Here is a 15,902-nt window from a genome sequence, read left to right on the forward strand (position 1 = left end):
CTTGGCGCCGTATCTTGTCTTTTACGTGATTCCGGAACTTAACCTTATAGTACACATATAAGCGACTCATGTCTTCCGTGATGCTTGCATCGCTTGATAGTAATTCATACAATACCAGCATCCCTTCTTGTTCCCAATCCTCGTGCTCCCATGACTTCACGTAGTATTCCTTCCGGGCTTTCTCCACTATCCCGCTTACCTTTGAATAGATTGTCTTAAATTCCATCTTTCCACTCCTTCCTCTCTAGTCTACTTCCTACATAAGGGTTCGTACAGGACATTTTTGTCCTTCTTCTTTTAAAAAAAGCCCGGAATTTTTTTATTCCGGAACTTTTCCTATTTTCTTATAAGGTCTTTTCTCTCACTTCGTGATAACTTAAGGGGTGTGGATCATCTTCATCATCTACATCGGGCATTTGACCAGTCTCATAAAGAGATTTGATTTGAACGCTATCGAGTGTTTCATATTTCAAAAGAGCTTCTGCTATCAATTTATGAGTTTCACGATTATCTTGAATAATTTCAGCTGCCTTATTGCGAGCTTCATTAAGGAGATTTCGAACTTCATTATCTAATTCATAAGCAGTTTGTTCAGAAATATGTTTTTGAGTAGTATAGCCACCAAACATCGCATGATTTCCTTCATACTGCATTGGTCCCATTTTATCACTCATACCATATTCTGCCACCATGGCACGCGCCATTTGAGTTGCCTGTTCAAAGTCGTTTGAGGCACCAGTTGTTTGGACATTGAAAATAATTTCTTCTGCGACACGGCCACCCATCAGCCCCGCTAATTGTTCCTTCATGTCATCCTTAGACAGAAGCATTTGATCTTCTTTAGGAAGGGCAATCATGTAACCACCTGCACGGCCACGTGGTACAATTGTAACCTTATGAACTTCACGCGCATTTGACAAGACTAAACCGACGATAGTGTGACCTGCTTCATGATAAGCCACCATTTCGCGCTCACGTTGAGAAACTTGACGGTCTTTCTTAGAAGGACCAGCAATCACACGGTCTTCTGCTTCATCAATATCAGAAGCATCAATTTTCGTCTTATTGCGACGAGCTGCCACTAAGGCTGCTTCGTTAAGGACATTTTCTAAATCTGCACCAACAAAACCTGGAGTTTGTTGCGCAACTAATTTCAAATCAACATCTTCTGCTAATGGTTTATTTTTAGCATGTACTTTAAGGATTGCTTCTCGGCCTTTTACATCTGGACGACCAACCAAAACCTTACGGTCAAAACGACCTGGACGAAGAAGGGCTGGGTCAAGAACATCGCTGCGGTTAGTTGCCGCAATCACAATAATGCCTTCATTTCCTTCAAATCCATCCATCTCAATCAAGAGTTGGTTGAGGGTTTGTTCACGTTCATCGTTTCCACCACCCATGCCGACACCACGTTGACGACCGACAGCATCGATTTCATCGATAAAGATAATGGCAGGAGCAGCTTTCTTCGCATCTTCAAAAAGAGAACGAACACGGCTCGCACCAACACCGACAAACATTTCTACGAAATCCGAACCAGAAATAGAGAAGAATGGTACACCCGCTTCCCCTGCGACAGCTTTAGCAAGGAGTGTTTTACCAGTCCCTGGAGGGCCTTCAAGAAGAACACCTGCTGGGATACGAGCACCAAGTTTGGTAAAGCGTTTTGGATCTTTTAAAAATTCCACTACTTCAACCAATTCTTGTTTTTCTTCTTCAGCACCAGCTACATCTGAGAATCGAATCTTTATATTGTTCTTTTCAAGAGCTTTTGCTTTATTCCGTCCAAAGTTCATCGCACCACGTGCGCCATTTCCACCTTGGTTCATCATCATCATGAAGAATATCAATACGATTCCAAATGGAACAATATTAATAAGGATACTCAACCACAGACTATTTGAACTTTCCGGAATGATTTTGACATCAACTTTCTTTTGGTCCGCCAAATCTTGTAAAGTTGATAAAGTCGAATCTGATGCCAATATAATAGTAGAAAATTCTTTATAGGTAGTCGTATCTGAGACTTGGAACAAGCGGATGGATGAAGCAATTTCATTTTTACCTTTTTTAGCCTCTTTATACTTACCTTTAATGTCAATGATACTACTATTTGGTTGGTATGTAATTTCTTTTACATTACCAGATTTAAGTTCTGAAACAAGTTCAGAATAACTGATTTCTTGCGTTGCAACTTGACTTCCTGCGCTAAAAAATTGATAACCTGTAATCAAAGTTGCTAGCAGTAAAATGATGAGAAAGGGATTTCGAATAAATCCCTTATTTTTTTGATTGTTCATAAAAAATTAATGACCTTTTCCTAATTAGAATAAATCTCTTCCTTCAAGACCCCAACATATGGAAGATTTCGATAATTTTCATTGTAATCCAATCCAAATCCTACCACAAATTCGTTTGGAATTGTGAAGCAAGTATAATCTGCATCTATCTCAACCACACGCCCTTCTGGTTTATCTAACATGGTTGCAATTCGAATCGAACCGGCTTGACGGAATTCAAATAGTTCTTTTAATTCCTTCAATGTACGGCCTGTATCAATGATATCTTCAATAAAAATAACATCTCTTCCTGCCACATCTGTATCTAAATCTTTAATAATTTTGACAGATCCGCTACTTTCCGTACCACCATGATAACTAGAAACTACCATAAATTCTGTTTCGATGTGCGTATCAATATGCTTGATAAGTTCCGCCATAAAAGGGATAGAACCCTTTAAGATTCCAACCAACAATGGATTTTTACCATCATATTCTTCCGTTAATCGTTGACCAAGCTCTTTGCTTTTTTCAACAATCTCTTCTTGTGAAATAAGAATTTTCTTAATATCATTTTCTAACATGGCGTTCTACTCTTTCATTTTTATATATAATGTGCTTTTCATTATATCATTTTTGAGTGATTTACTCAAATCACTGGTCGCAATATTCGTGATTCCGAGAATTTTTTTTCCTTGCTCAATGATGAATACTTTTTCTCGTGTATCGACAGGGATTTTTTGATCAATAAAATAACGACTGACCTTTTTTGAAAAGCCATTTAGTAAAATTCGATCTCCATTTTTTTTCTGTCTCAAACAAATAGGAACATCTTTTTCCACATTAATAATTTGGGTAGCATCCAGTAGCTTCTCATTCAAAGAAAAAAGATATGCTCCGTATTCAAATACACCATCTGATTCTATCACGTAATCATCCAAAACAACATCCGTCTTCGGAAGGATTTTGGTAACGAGGAATTGTTCATAATTTTTTACAAAAAAATAATCATTTTTAAGAGAATGTTGATAATTTGCTTTTGTTTGAATAATATGCAGCAACTCATCAAATTGAGATTTGGATATGTTTAAATCTGGAAATTTTTCCAAATACAACTGCAGTAAAAAACTTTGAACCGCTAAAGTTTGTTTTTTAAAAAATGCTACATTTGTAATATCTAAATCAGCTGTTAAATCTTTTAAAGCCTGATATAGTCGTTGACTTTCTTGGCTCAATTCAATAAGATGCCGTGTAAATTGAGGATTTTCTTTTTCTAAGAGTGGAATATACTGATTTCTAACGCGATTTCGCAAATAAATGTGAGAATGATTACTACTATCTTCAAAGTAGTTAGTAGGCGTTACTAATTCTGACTTTTTAAAACTGAGAAGAGGACGGATTAGTTCCCCCTTGCCAAACGGTTGTACAGTCCGAATTCCACTAAGATGTTGTAGCCTACTTCCCCTTAAAAGACGCATAAAAACAGTTTCGGCTTGATCATCGGCATGGTGAGCTGTAACCAAACAAGTATAACCTTCATGCTCCATCGTTTCTTTAAAGAAAGAATACCGAAAATCTCTACCTTTTTTTTCTGAAAATACTGGTTCATCATAAATAGTTGAGTAAAAAGGAAGTTGTAACTGCTCGCAAAAATTCATCAAAAATTCTTCTTCAAGCTTTGATTCCTCCCGTAAACCATAATTCACATGAGCTACGGCAATTTCTATCTGCAGACTTTCTCTATTTACAAGTAAACAGTGTAAAAGACACATCGAATCTCTGCCTGCTGATACTGCCACTAATATTTTTTTATGTTTATCAAAAAAGTGACCCTCTTGTGCCACTTTTAAAAATTTATCCTTCATTTTAATATTCCATAGATATCATTTGCTATTTGCGAAATCATGTCATAATCTGAATGATCTGTAAAAATAGATAGTACAAAAGGTGATTCTGAAAAGACTAAACCAACATCGTGTTTAAAATCATACGCATCCCCAATTTTATGAGCTACAACAACTGGTATATCTCGAGCAATTCTCTGATTATCAAAATTAGTTGATTGTAAACTGTTTAATACATAGCCATTTTGATAGTAAATTGCCTCCATCATTAAGCCAGCCATTTGAGCAGAAGCTTGGCGTGAAGACATATCCCAGTGGCGACCTCCAATTTTTGAAATAGTTTGGTAAAAACTTGAATCAAACTGATTGGTCATATAGTAAGCCAATACATTACTTGCTGCATTGTCGGATTCTTTAGCTATCTTGTCAATCAATTCGTCAATACGATAATGTCGATTATCTGCAATTTTTGACAGAGAACCGCTCCCTTCAGCAGAATAACTTCCTTTAAAACCTGTAACTTTGTCAACATACTGTAAACCTTCTGTCAACTTAAAGTCGCCTACATTTATTCTTTCTTGGGTATAATAAAGTACAGGTAACTTACTGACACTTGCTGCATACATCATTTTATCTTGATGTACACCAGCTATCTTTTGTGTGGCTAATTGCTTTACAAAAATGCCAATATTTTCAGAAGTATATTTTTGATTCAATAATTCTTGAACAGCTTCTATGCGATTATCTTCGATTGCTATATACGAAATGTCAATCCATCCAAGACCATCAACTTTTGCAAATTCTCCAGTATGGGTTCTCACCACTTCGGCAATCATTACTGGCTGATATGCTTGAAGTGTCGTTTTGATTGCTTTTCTTTTGTTCCCAATAGGACTTGAATAGACTATAAAACCTTTTTTCAGCCACATCTTTTGCTCATTAATGGTCGATTCTAGAACAACATCATCATAGATAACGGATGAATCTGCCAATACAAAACAATGGTTTGCTAATTCAAATACTACTTGATTCTGATCATTTACTTGACTACCTATAATTTCAAATGCTTCATTTGGTGCTACTGTCCCTTTTTTTTGTGTCAAGTTGCTGTCAATATAGGTATCCATTGTTGTAAACACATTAGGATTGGCTGGAACTTGAGTAAAGTGTGCGTCGTATTGTCGATAATTCAATTGGTAATTTGCTTGATTACTCAGATAAAAATCAATTTCTGTACTATCTACTTTTGTAGTTGATAATAAAACTGGTAACAACAAGACAGCTAAATATTTCTTCATGTTCCCTCCTCCCTACTTATTTTTCTTCTTTTTCTAATTTCAATTCTCTATTTTTTTTAGATAATTCTTCTAATTTTTCATCAGAGAACTCTAAAAATTTCCTAACTGTTTCTAATATCGTATCTGTCATTTTGGTAATAAACCTGGAATATTGTAAATAAACTCGCCCTCTTTAGAAAATTGCCACTTAGCTCGAATGTACTTAGCTGCATATTCCTTGTCCTTTAGTTTTGTTAGTAAAGAAGATTCAATTTTTTCTTCTCTTACTAACTGATGATATTGTTCTTCTAGTTTAACTAGTTGTGCTTTCTTTTCTTGTAAAGAATTATAACTTTGTACCAAGTTATAGGTTGGTAATATAAATAAAAATACAACTAACACTAAAATTAATCCCATAAAACGAGTTTTTTGACGATGATCATCTTCATTTTTTTTTCGTTTTGCTAATTCTTGTTGGATATATTGATTATTGATTTGTAGAATATTCGTTTTCTTCATTTTCTGCAATCCTGATTTCGCTTAAAATTTCATACATTTTCAATGCATCTTCTTTTTTAGTAGAATCTTTCATTTCCAATACTTTTACAGTAAGTAATTTATTTCCAAAACGAATTTCTACTTCATCTCCATTTTTCAAATCTGTTGATGATTTAGCCAAGATTCCATTTACCTTGATTCTTCCCTTATCAGCCACTTCTTTTGCAATCGTACGTCGCTTAATAATTCGGGATACTTTTAAGTATTTATCTAGTCTCATGTTTTTACCTCACAATCTCTTCTATTTTACCACTTTTTTTGAAAAATAGCAGAGCAGACAGGTTTTGTTACCAAAATGTCATAGAAAAAGAGAGCTTATGCTCTCTTAGTAAAATAGTAATATTCCGATAAACTGTACTAAAATAATTAGGAACCAAAGTATAAACATTACAATGACTACAAGCGTTCCCTCTCTTAACCAAGAAAAGTCACTTTTTTCTTTAGTGTTCACAAAATCAAGAATTTGGCTATAGGTCTGTAACTTATGTTTTTTCATTACAAACAATAAAATATGGGCAATAACAATATGAAATTTAGAATTTGAAAATTCTCTATTTGATAAAAGCGTCCAAGTGGCTGAAGAGATGAATGAGCGAAAAAAGCTAAACCAGTAGCTATCATCCACTTTTTGAACTGTGATTTGTCAACCTGATGTTTCATGATATCAACATCTCCTTTGATTACATTATCCAAGGAGACATCGAAAAATGTAACGATCAATAAGAGTGACTTGAGGTCTGGATACGTTTTTCCAAGTTCCCAGGCGATAAGTCAGAAATTGGTCATTCGAGGAATGCAATTTCGTTGACGCATCCTCACAAAGATGATTAGACGTTTCGCTATGACAATAGGGGGGCAAGAAACGTCAATCAGCTACTGCGAAAGAAATTGTTTGACGTGAAACATAAAGTTTCTCTGCTAATTCTTCCTGAGAAAATTTTTTACTTTTCCGTAAATCAACTTAACGATGATGTAACTCCATTTCGACCTCCTTGATGATGTTAATCTAATCTTTTAGCCACTAGTTTACCATACAATCTATTTATCAAGCTAGCATTTTCTTTATCAAAAGTCTTTGACAAAGATTACTTTTTTAAGGATAGTAAGGTTTCAGCAAAAGTCATCAATTCCTCTAAGATTGTAAAATCTTTCTGATGACGCACATCAAAAATAACTTGCATTTGGCCATTTTGTTCAGAGATACGCGCTTTTAATGTTGTTGCAGATAGGGCTTTAAAATAATCTTGAGTTAGATAATATTGTCCTGCTGTGGGTTCGAAAGTAACGAAAACTTGTTGTTGTTTCAATTCAACTGATTTAGCAAATAACTGATCTAAGAAAGATTTTAACAAGCCGATTTCTAACAAATAAGCAACTGCATCTGGATATTCTCCGAAGCGATCTATCAGCTCGTCTTGTAATTCTTCATAATTGACACGACTGTCAATATCCTTGATACGTTTGTAAATTTCAATTTTTTCTCGTTGATCATCAATATAATCACTTGGTAAATATGCATCAATCTGTAAGTTGATTTCCGTATTAGACTTCAGCCTTTTTTGAACCTTTCCTTGTTTTTCTAAAATAGCTGTTTCAAGAAGTTGAGAATACAATTCATAACCAACTGAATCAATAAATCCACTCTGTGCTGCCCCTAGCAGATTTCCAGCTCCACGAATGGATAAATCCTGCATAGCAATTTTAAAACCTGACCCCAATTCAGTAAAGCCTTTAATGGCTTCTAACCGTTTTTCAGAAACCTCTGTCAAACTTTTATCTGGTCGATACATCAAATAGGCATAGGCGATACGACTTGAACGTCCGACTCGTCCTCTAAGTTGATACAAGGTTGACAGTCCCATGTAGTCCGCATTTTCAACGAATAGAGTATTGGCATTTGGAATATCAACGCCAGTTTCAATAATCGTTGTCGTAACCAATACATCATACTCTCCTTCAATGAAGGCGTAGAGCGTATTTTCCAATTGAATTTCAGACATTTGACCATGGACGAATCCGATACTGGCTTCAGGAACTAACTCTCGTAGTTCTGAAACCTTCTTTTCAATCGTGTCAACTTTATTGTAAAGATAGTAAACTTGACCACCACGATCTATTTCACGTAAAATCCCATCACGAATGACAGTTTCATTTGTTTCTAATACATAGGTTTGGACTGGGTAACGGTTTGTAGGAGGCGTTTCAATAACTGATAAATCACGAATTCCAAGCATAGACATGTGCAAGGTTCTAGGGATTGGAGTAGCTGTCAGTGTCAGAACATCTATTTTTTTCTTGAGTTCTTTCAATGTTTCCTTATGCTTGACACCAAAACGTTGCTCCTCATCAATCACCAATAAACCTAAATCTGCAAATATGACATCTTTTGACAACAAGCGATGTGTACCAATAATAATATCTAGTTGACCCTTTTTTAATTTTTCTAAAGTCATTGCTTGTTCAGATTTCGTTCTAAAACGACTGAGAACACCAATGTTTACAGGAAAATCTGCAAATCGTTCAATGAAGTTTTCATAATGCTGCTGCGCCAAAACTGTCGTTGGAACAAGAATAGCTACTTGTTTTCCATCATTTACTGCTTTGAAAGCTGCCCGCATAGCAACTTCTGTTTTTCCAAAACCAACATCTCCTACTAATAAGCGGTCCATTGGAAATGCTTTTTCCATGTCTTTTTTCACTTCATCAATGGAACGAAGCTGGTCTTCTGTTTCAACATAAGTAAAATGATTGTCAAATTCCAGTTGATTTTCATCATCTGGTGAGAAAGCAAAACCTTTTAGTTGACTACGTTCAGCGTATAATTTAATCAAGTCATCGGCAATATCCTCTACCTGCTTTTGAACTTTTTGCTTACTTTTTTGGAAACGACCATCATTTAATTTATTTAATTTAGGTGTCTTTCCATCTGAGGCCACATATTTAGACAGTCCATCAATTTGTTCAACGGGTAAAGAAATCCGATCTGAATTTTGGTACTGAATCGTAATATAATCTCGATGAACACCTGATATTTCAATGGTCTCAATCCCTAGAAATTGGCCAATACCATGAATGTGGTGGACGACATAATCTCCTTTTTCCAACTCATTGTAATTCCGTAGGCGTTCTGCATTTGACACCTGTTTACGGCGAATTTTTCGTTTGATTTTTTTATGGAAAATTTCACTTTCTGTGATTAAGGCAATTTTCTCATCTAAAAACTGAAAACCGACACTAAGATTTCCAATCGTCAGTTGGATTTGACCAATTTGTAATTCATTCGCCTCACGATACGGAAGTTCAATCTGGTATTCCTGTAAAGTATTCTGTAAACTTTGTAAAGAAGATGATGAGTTGGCTTGTACAATAACCGTATAGTCTGATTTTTTATAGCGGTCTAATTCTTCTTTTAACAAGGAAATTTGATTAAAAAATTCCTGCATGGAATGTTGATTAAAGGAATAGGTTGCATCAAATTTGAGATTCCCAAGTCCCTTTTGAAAAGTAGAGAAAAAGGTAGCTGGTTGGTACTTCCGAATTGCTGAGTAAGAATCAGAAAAGTAGGATAGACTTGCTGGAGATTTACTACTTTGTAAATCACTTGTCAACAATTCAGCAACTTCCTTTTCAAACTTCGCATGGCTATCCATCATCTTATGAAAATCATCTAAAAAGATTGGAGAGTATTTTGGAAGATAATCTAATAGTGTCCATTCTTTTTCGTAAAGAATGGATAAAAATTTTCGGATATCTGGATGTCGGTAACCAGTTTTTATATCAGATAAAACTTCTCGTAAATAAGAAATTTGCTCTTCATTTGAACTTTCATCAATGAATTTTGTTAAATTTTTCTCTGCCCGCTTATAATCATCTGGTGTCAAGATTATCTCAGAAGCTGGAGAAACTGTAAACATCTCAATCGTTTCTAATGATTTTTGTGTGTCACTATCAAAGGTACGGAGACTATCAATTTCATCTCCAAAGAATTCCAATCTATGTGGAAATTCACTGTTAAAATCAAAAATATCTAGAATATCTCCTCGAAGGCTAAACTCCCCTTGCGATAGAACACGCGATACTTTCTTATATCCTATTGCTAAAAGGATTTGGATAAGATTTTGAGGATCTATTTCTTGACCAACCTCTAAAGTCAACGTAGATGCTCGATACTGCTCAGGATTGGGAAGTAAAATCTTCGTTGCCGCAAAACTGGCAACTAAAACTCCATTTTTTTTCTTATCTACTAAAAAATTTAAGCTTTCTATTCTTGATTGCGTGCGGTCTTTTGATGAAAAAACAAACTCTGCCAATGGACTATCATCTGTAAAGAAATTGTAAACATGTTCCTCCCCAAGTAAATCAGATAAATTAGCGACTATTCTCTCTGCTTCATTTTGGGTAGAAGTTAAAATTAAGATTTTTTCACTCAAACTATCAAAAGCACTCGCCATGACAAGTGCCTTACTTGTATTAGATAATCCTAATATCAATTGTCTAGTGGATTGATTTAATTGGGATTGCCACTTTTGAATTTGTTGGTTTTGTTGGAGTATTTCAATAATATTCATTATCCATTGAACCTTCTCATTACTTTTTCAAAGTCCTCTTCCTGTAAATAATAATTGACAGCATTGTCAACTTTATCAATTGCCTCTGCAATCAAAATCGCATCATCGCCTTGGAAAGAACTCATGACATGGTTGATGACAGTCATCTTAGGTGCCGGACGGCCAATCCCTACTTTAACACGATCAAATTCCTGTGTCCCAATATGCGCAATAATCGATTTTATCCCATTATGCCCACCTGCAGAACCCTTTTGTCGAAAACGAATTTTCCCTACTTCCATATCTAAATCATCATAGATGACCAGTAAATCTGAAACATCTAAACCATAATAAGACAAGAGAGCATGAACAGCTTCTCCTGATTTATTCATAAAAGTTATCGGCTTGACAAAGTAAATTTTTTCACCATTTATAAAACTAGAACCCACTTCAGCTTTAAAAATTTTATCCTCTGTAAAGGTAATGTCAAGTTTTGTAGCAATCTTGTCAATCACCATAAAGCCAATATTATGCTTTGTATCTTTGTATTTTGAACCTGGATTTCCTAATCCAACAATTAGTTTTACCATTTTTTCCTCTTTCTAAAAGACCAAAAGGGCTGGAAAAAATTTTTCCAACCTCTTTTATTCTAAAATCTACTCTTATACATTGAAACGGAATTCCATAATATCGCCATCTTGAACGACATATTCTTTTCCTTCTTCACGCAGGCGTCCAGCTTCTTTCACAGCTTTTTCAGAACCATACTTCATCAAGTCATCATAACTCATAGTTACAGCACGAATAAATCCACGCTCAAAGTCTGAATGGATAATCCCTGCTGCCTGAGGTGCCTTGATACCACGTTTAAAGGTCCAAGCGCGCACTTCTTTTTCACCAGCTGTAAAGTAAGTTCCAAGACCAAGCAGGTGGTAAGCAGCACGGGTTAACTTGTCTACACCTGACTCTGTTAAACCAATAGCTTCTAAAAATTCTGCTTTATCTTCGTCATCAAGCTCTGAAATTTCTTCTTCAGCACGCGCTGAGATCACAACTACTTCAGCATTTTCAGTCGCCGCAAATTCACGGATTTGCTGCACGTAAGAAATCTCATCTGGTTCAGCAACCTTGTCTTCATCAACATTGGCCACATACAAAACTGGTTTAGTTGTCAAAAGGAAAAGTTGTTTCACAATCTTTTGCTCATCATCGGTAAAGTCAATCGTACGAGCTGATTTACCATCTTCAAGAACAGGTTTGATTTTTTGAAGAATATTAAATTCTGCAACAGAATCCTTATCTTTTTGTGTACGTGCCATTTTCTCCACACGCGCATAGCGTTTATTGACACTCTCAAGGTCTGCCAAAATCAATTCGAGGTTGATTGTTTCGATATCTGCTAGTGGATCTACAAAGGCATCCTCACGTCCTTGCTCACGCATGACATTTTCATCATCAAAAGCACGAACGACGTGAACAATAGCATCTACCTCGCGGATATTGGCCAAGAATTTATTTCCGAGGCCTTCCCCTTTTGAAGCACCTTTCACAATCCCTGCAATATCTGTAAACTCAAAGGTTGTTGGGACTGTTTTTTTCGGTGTAATCAACTCTGTCAATTTCTGTAAACGCTCATCTGGTACTTCAACCATCCCTACATTTGGGTCAATGGTCGCAAAAGGATAGTTCGCAGCTTCTGCACCAGCCTTTGTAATCGCATTAAATAGGGTTGATTTCCCAACGTTTGGTAAACCAACGATACCTGCTGTTAAAGCCATGTTTTTTTGTTTCTCCATTCTCAATTCAATCATGAGTATTATACCAAAAAAATGAGAAAAAAGCTTGCTGAATAGCAAGAGCCACTAAAATAAATCGATTAATATTTTTATCCACATCACAAAGAGAGGCACAAAAAAGATGAGCCACCAGTATTCTGAAATAAGATCGATAAAAATGGCTAATCCGTCTCTCTTCTCATACTTTCCAGTTTTAGGATTCATCACATATTCACGTCCTTTTAGAATATGTAAATTGTCATCATCTTCTTCTTTGGTAGGAACAGACTTTTTACCATTAACCAATTCATTCAGGCTAACAGTAAAAATCTCAGATAGTTTGACCAAATTATCCAAATCTGGTGTTGCATCTCCGTTCTCCCACTTAGAAATGGCCTGACGTGAAATAAATAACTGTTTAGCCAACTCTTCTTGTGAGATGTTTTTCTCTTGACGAAATTTTTTTAATTGTTCTGCAAATACAGTCATCACCGTAACCACCTTTCTTCTTTCTAACCTTATTATAATCAAGAATGTAAGTGCAGACTAGCACTTTCTATCGCAACTAACCGTTGCGCAACTGCTAGAAAAGCTAAATAGAATAAGGTTTCTACGGTTGCAGAACTTTTTTTATCTTCCGTTCAAAATCATGACGGCTCATCATAACAATATGGTCGCAATTGGTACATTGAATTTTAATATCTGCCCCCATACGGACAATTTTCCATTCGTTGGCTTTTTTACCAGTTGATTTAATGGTGCAGGCATGGGGCTTTTTCATCTCTACAAGGGATCCTAATTGATACATGTTTTTCTCCTTTTTTTGATTATATCAAAAAAGAAAAGACTTCACAAAGTGAAATCTTTTTCAAGAAAGGATTAGATTAGTTTGTACGAACTGGGGTGATGAGTTGAACAAAATCTTCTTGTTCAGCATTTGGTAAGAGAGTAAATGGACGAATTGGAGAAATGAAACTAATCTTAACTTGTTCATTGCCAATAGCTTTCAAAGCTTCAATCAAATAAGTTGGATTGAAGCTAATCACCAAGTCTTCTCCCGTTACAGAAAGTATCTCAAGTTCTTCATTTACCCGTCCAACCTCTGGAGAGTTTACATGGGCAGAAACCACACCACCTGTAATTTCAAGCTTCACTGTACCATTTTGTGTTGCATTGGACAAAAGACGGGCCCGCTCCATTGCATATCGGAGATTAGCCGTATCAAATACTACAGTAGTGTTGAAACTAGTTGGGATCAATCGATCTGTATCAGGATACGTTCCTTCCAATAAGCGCGTGTAGAAGCTAATATGCTCACTTCTAAAGAGCAATTGATTATTTGAGAAGAATACCTCAACTGTTTCAATTTCGTCTGAGAATACGGCTGTAAATTCACGAAGAGAGCGACTTGGAATCACTACATCAAAGTTATCCCCAGATTTTTCTAATGTTAATATTCTTTGGCTCATTCGGTGAGAATCTGTAGCAACAGTCTTTAAAGAGGTATTATCTGTCAAAACAAAGTGAACACCTGTTAAAATTGGGCGACTTTCCTGCGTCGAAGCTGCAAAGGCTGTTTCGTTAATAATTTCTTTAAGGACTTTTGTTTCTAATACAAGAGGGTTAGAGGTAGGAACTTCTTGAAGTCGAGGATATTGCTCTGCTTCTTTTCCTTTCAGAGTGATTTCTGATTTTCCACTCGTTAACACCACTTGTTTTTGTTCAATCTCTGTAAACTCAACAACCACATCTGGTAGACTAGAGACCACATTGATAAAGAAAGTAGCTTCTAATAGAATAGCACCTGTTGAAGAAATAAGAAGGCCTGCATTTTCATCTTGGACAGAAATAAAGTTTTCGATAGAAATTTGCCCATTGGAACCTGTTAAAGCAATTCCTTCGGTTGTGACTTCTATTTTTACAGTTGAAAGTACTGGAATGGCATTTTTATGGCTAATAGCTCTTTTAGTTGTATTTAAAGCCTGTAAAAAAACAGTTTTATTAATAGAAAATTGAATCATGGATTCTCCTTTATTTATAGATAATAAGGTTAGTAGTAATAGTAGTACTTGTGAATCTTGTGGATAAAACCGCTAAAGCTTATCAGAACAAGGAATCTAACTTGTTCACAACTTGTGGAAAAATCCTTCCTTTTTTTAAAAGTTGTCCACACTAGCGAATTTTATTTCGAATCGTGGTTAATTCGATTTCAAGATTATCGTCATCAGCTAACATACTTTTGATTTTATTATAAGCATGCATGACGGTCGTATGGTCTCGGTTTCCGAACTCTTTTCCGATTTTTGGAAGGGAGTTATCTGTTAATTCACGCGCCAGATACATCGCTACTTGTCTTGCGTGAACGATATTTTGCACCCGCTTTGCTCCTTTGAGTTCTTTTACACTAACACCATAGAAAGTTCCTACTTCATGTTGGATTTTTTCGATAGAAATGACCATGTTTTGCGGATTCGTTTGTTTCCGTGAGCGAATGGCTTCTGCTGCTACATCTACTGTAATTTCTGTTAATTTCCGCATCGTAGCTAGGAGATGAATATCTTTTAAAGCTCCTTCTAGATCTCGTATATTAGAATTAAATTGCCCCGCTAAGTAAGCTAATGTATCATTTGTAAACTCGTAAGGGTATCCTTCACATTTATTCCTTAAAATAGCAATACGTGTTTCAAAGTCAGGAGGAGTAATCTCACTCGTTAATCCCCATTTAAAGCGCGTAACAAGACGTTCCTCTAAGTTATCCAAGTAATCCGGGTTTCGGTCACTTGTTAAAACAATCTGTTTACTGTTTTCATGAAGAGCGTTAAAGGTATGGAAAAATTCTTCCTGCGTAGAAGCTTTATTTCGTAAAGATTGAATATCATCAATGAGAAGTAAGTCCAAGTTGCGATAAGTTTTCTTAAAATTATCCATGTCATTCAATCGGAGATGTTCTAAAAATTCATTGATAAAGGTTTCAGAAGAAACATATTTTATTTGTGCTGTTGGCTTATCGTCGAGCACTTTATTACCAATAGCATTTAATAAGTGAGTTTTTCCAAGACCTGGGCCCCCAAAGATAAATAAAGGATTATAGAGCTCTCCTAAATTATCAGAGACTGCTAAAGCAGCCGCTTTGGCCCATTGATTATTGTCACCTTGAACAAAGTTATCAAAGGTATACTGGGGTTTGATATCAGGATGTACTGGTTTCTGATTATAAGTGCTTTCTCTATAACTCGGTTCTGCAATTTGAGAAAATTGCTGTTGAGGATGCATTTGTTCGTTGCGAAGAAATGGCGATTCATCAGTTGAAAATTGATAGTCTGTTTTTAACTGTTCGTTAAAGATTTCAAACCCAGCAGTTAAAATGACCATTTTCAAATTTTCTTCCCAGAAAAGTTTTTTAACTGGACTGTCGAGATAAATAATAGCTTTATTTCCATCTACGGCTATTAATTTGGCATCTGAAACAAAAAAATCATAGGCGGATTGCTTTAAATTTTCATGTGCTAATTGTAATACACGTTGCCAAAATAGCTGTTCTTGTTCCATCACTCTTCTCCTTTCTCTTTGTATTCAGTCATTCTAGTGTACCATACTTTTAAAAAGTTTTCCACAACTT

The 15,902-nt window shown here is 35.7% G+C and carries 14 protein-coding genes and 1 pseudogene; all 15 read right to left on the reverse strand.

The genetic code is table 11. The features are described from left to right. Window positions 1–344 precede the first annotated feature (344 nt). Entirely contained in the window at window positions 345–2,303 is a 1,959-nt protein-coding gene (gene ftsH / locus A3I9_RS0103335) for an ATP-dependent zinc metalloprotease FtsH (protein WP_018377664.1), read from the reverse strand. Between the two features lie 20 nt (window positions 2,304–2,323). Continuing rightward, a complete protein-coding gene (gene hpt / locus A3I9_RS0103340; RefSeq protein WP_018377665.1) occupies window positions 2,324–2,866 on the reverse strand; it encodes a hypoxanthine phosphoribosyltransferase in 543 nt (180 codons plus the stop codon). A gap of 6 nt (window positions 2,867–2,872) precedes the next feature. After that, entirely contained in the window at window positions 2,873–4,147 is a 1,275-nt protein-coding gene (gene tilS / locus A3I9_RS0103345; RefSeq protein ID WP_018377666.1) for a tRNA lysidine(34) synthetase TilS, read from the reverse strand. Continuing rightward, complete coding sequence (locus A3I9_RS0103350; protein WP_018377667.1) at window positions 4,144–5,424, reverse strand: serine hydrolase; 1,281 nt, start codon at window positions 5,422–5,424, stop codon at window positions 4,144–4,146. The genes tilS and A3I9_RS0103350 overlap by 4 nt, the downstream gene beginning before the upstream one ends. Before the next feature lie 16 nt (window positions 5,425–5,440). Next, entirely contained in the window at window positions 5,441–5,554 is a 114-nt protein-coding gene (locus tag A3I9_RS13795) for an SP_0009 family protein (RefSeq protein WP_018377668.1), read from the reverse strand. Then, complete coding sequence (locus A3I9_RS0103360) at window positions 5,551–5,922, reverse strand: septum formation initiator family protein (protein ID WP_018377669.1); 372 nt, start codon at window positions 5,920–5,922, stop codon at window positions 5,551–5,553. Before A3I9_RS0103360 ends, A3I9_RS13795 begins: the two co-directional genes overlap by 4 nt. After that, a complete protein-coding gene (locus tag A3I9_RS0103365) occupies window positions 5,891–6,181 on the reverse strand; it encodes an RNA-binding S4 domain-containing protein (RefSeq protein ID WP_018377670.1) in 291 nt (96 codons plus the stop codon). Before A3I9_RS0103365 ends, A3I9_RS0103360 begins: the two co-directional genes overlap by 32 nt. Before the next feature lie 645 nt (window positions 6,182–6,826). Beyond that, window positions 6,827–6,907: pseudogene (locus A3I9_RS13695) on the reverse strand (helix-turn-helix domain-containing protein); the annotation flags it as partial. Between the two features lie 139 nt (window positions 6,908–7,046). After that, window positions 7,047–10,529 carry a transcription-repair coupling factor gene (mfd, locus tag A3I9_RS0103375; protein ID WP_018377672.1) on the reverse strand — a complete coding sequence of 1,161 codons (3,483 nt, stop codon included), beginning with the start codon at window positions 10,527–10,529 and terminating at the stop codon, window positions 7,047–7,049. Then, the gene (pth, locus tag A3I9_RS0103380; protein WP_018377673.1) at window positions 10,529–11,098 is read right to left on the reverse strand and encodes an aminoacyl-tRNA hydrolase; all 570 of its coding nucleotides are present in this window, start codon (window positions 11,096–11,098) and stop codon (window positions 10,529–10,531) included. The genes mfd and pth overlap by 1 nt, the downstream gene beginning before the upstream one ends. A gap of 72 nt (window positions 11,099–11,170) precedes the next feature. Continuing rightward, a complete protein-coding gene (ychF, locus tag A3I9_RS0103385; protein WP_018377674.1) occupies window positions 11,171–12,286 on the reverse strand; it encodes a redox-regulated ATPase YchF in 1,116 nt (371 codons plus the stop codon). 84 nt (window positions 12,287–12,370) lie between these two features. Then, window positions 12,371–12,772, reverse strand: a complete 402-nt coding sequence (locus A3I9_RS0103390) for a helix-turn-helix domain-containing protein (RefSeq protein ID WP_018377675.1) — start codon at window positions 12,770–12,772, stop codon at window positions 12,371–12,373. 121 nt (window positions 12,773–12,893) lie between these two features. After that, window positions 12,894–13,091: a DUF951 domain-containing protein gene (locus A3I9_RS0103395; protein ID WP_018377676.1), complete on the reverse strand. Its 198-nt coding sequence runs from the start codon at window positions 13,089–13,091 to the stop codon at window positions 12,894–12,896. A 76-nt stretch (window positions 13,092–13,167) separates the two neighbouring features. After that, window positions 13,168–14,304: a DNA polymerase III subunit beta gene (gene dnaN, locus A3I9_RS0103400; RefSeq protein WP_018377677.1), complete on the reverse strand. Its 1,137-nt coding sequence runs from the start codon at window positions 14,302–14,304 to the stop codon at window positions 13,168–13,170. Window positions 14,305–14,455: 151 nt separating this feature from the next. Further along, window positions 14,456–15,832, reverse strand: a complete 1,377-nt coding sequence (dnaA, locus tag A3I9_RS0103405; protein ID WP_018377678.1) for a chromosomal replication initiator protein DnaA — start codon at window positions 15,830–15,832, stop codon at window positions 14,456–14,458. Window positions 15,833–15,902 lie beyond the last annotated feature (70 nt).

This window comes from Streptococcus ovis DSM 16829 (assembly GCF_000380125.1).
In the GTDB taxonomy this organism is placed as follows: Bacteria; Bacillota; Bacilli; order Lactobacillales; family Streptococcaceae; genus Streptococcus; species Streptococcus ovis.

Excerpts from the sequence above, each read along its gene's own strand:
- A3I9_RS0103395 (WP_018377676.1), bottom strand. The coding sequence starts at position 13,091 with ATGTATCAATTAGGATCCCTTGTAGAGATGAAAAAGCCCCATGCCTGC.
- ftsH (WP_018377664.1), bottom strand. The coding sequence starts at position 2,303 with ATGAACAATCAAAAAAATAAGGGATTTATTCGAAATCCCTTTCTCATC.
- pth (WP_018377673.1), bottom strand. The coding sequence starts at position 11,098 with ATGGTAAAACTAATTGTTGGATTAGGAAATCCAGGTTCAAAATACAAA.
- A3I9_RS0103365 (WP_018377670.1), bottom strand. The coding sequence starts at position 6,181 with ATGAGACTAGATAAATACTTAAAAGTATCCCGAATTATTAAGCGACGT.
- dnaN (WP_018377677.1), bottom strand. The coding sequence starts at position 14,304 with ATGATTCAATTTTCTATTAATAAAACTGTTTTTTTACAGGCTTTAAAT.
- dnaA (WP_018377678.1), bottom strand. The coding sequence starts at position 15,832 with ATGGAACAAGAACAGCTATTTTGGCAACGTGTATTACAATTAGCACAT.
- A3I9_RS0103390 (WP_018377675.1), bottom strand. The coding sequence starts at position 12,772 with ATGACTGTATTTGCAGAACAATTAAAAAAATTTCGTCAAGAGAAAAAC.
- hpt (WP_018377665.1), bottom strand. The coding sequence starts at position 2,866 with ATGTTAGAAAATGATATTAAGAAAATTCTTATTTCACAAGAAGAGATT.
- mfd (WP_018377672.1), bottom strand. The coding sequence starts at position 10,529 with ATGAATATTATTGAAATACTCCAACAAAACCAACAAATTCAAAAGTGG.
- A3I9_RS0103350 (WP_018377667.1), bottom strand. The coding sequence starts at position 5,424 with ATGAAGAAATATTTAGCTGTCTTGTTGTTACCAGTTTTATTATCAACT.
- ychF (WP_018377674.1), bottom strand. The coding sequence starts at position 12,286 with ATGGCTTTAACAGCAGGTATCGTTGGTTTACCAAACGTTGGGAAATCA.
- A3I9_RS13795 (WP_018377668.1), bottom strand. The coding sequence starts at position 5,554 with ATGACAGATACGATATTAGAAACAGTTAGGAAATTTTTAGAGTTCTCT.
- tilS (WP_018377666.1), bottom strand. The coding sequence starts at position 4,147 with ATGAAGGATAAATTTTTAAAAGTGGCACAAGAGGGTCACTTTTTTGAT.
- A3I9_RS0103360 (WP_018377669.1), bottom strand. The coding sequence starts at position 5,922 with ATGAAGAAAACGAATATTCTACAAATCAATAATCAATATATCCAACAA.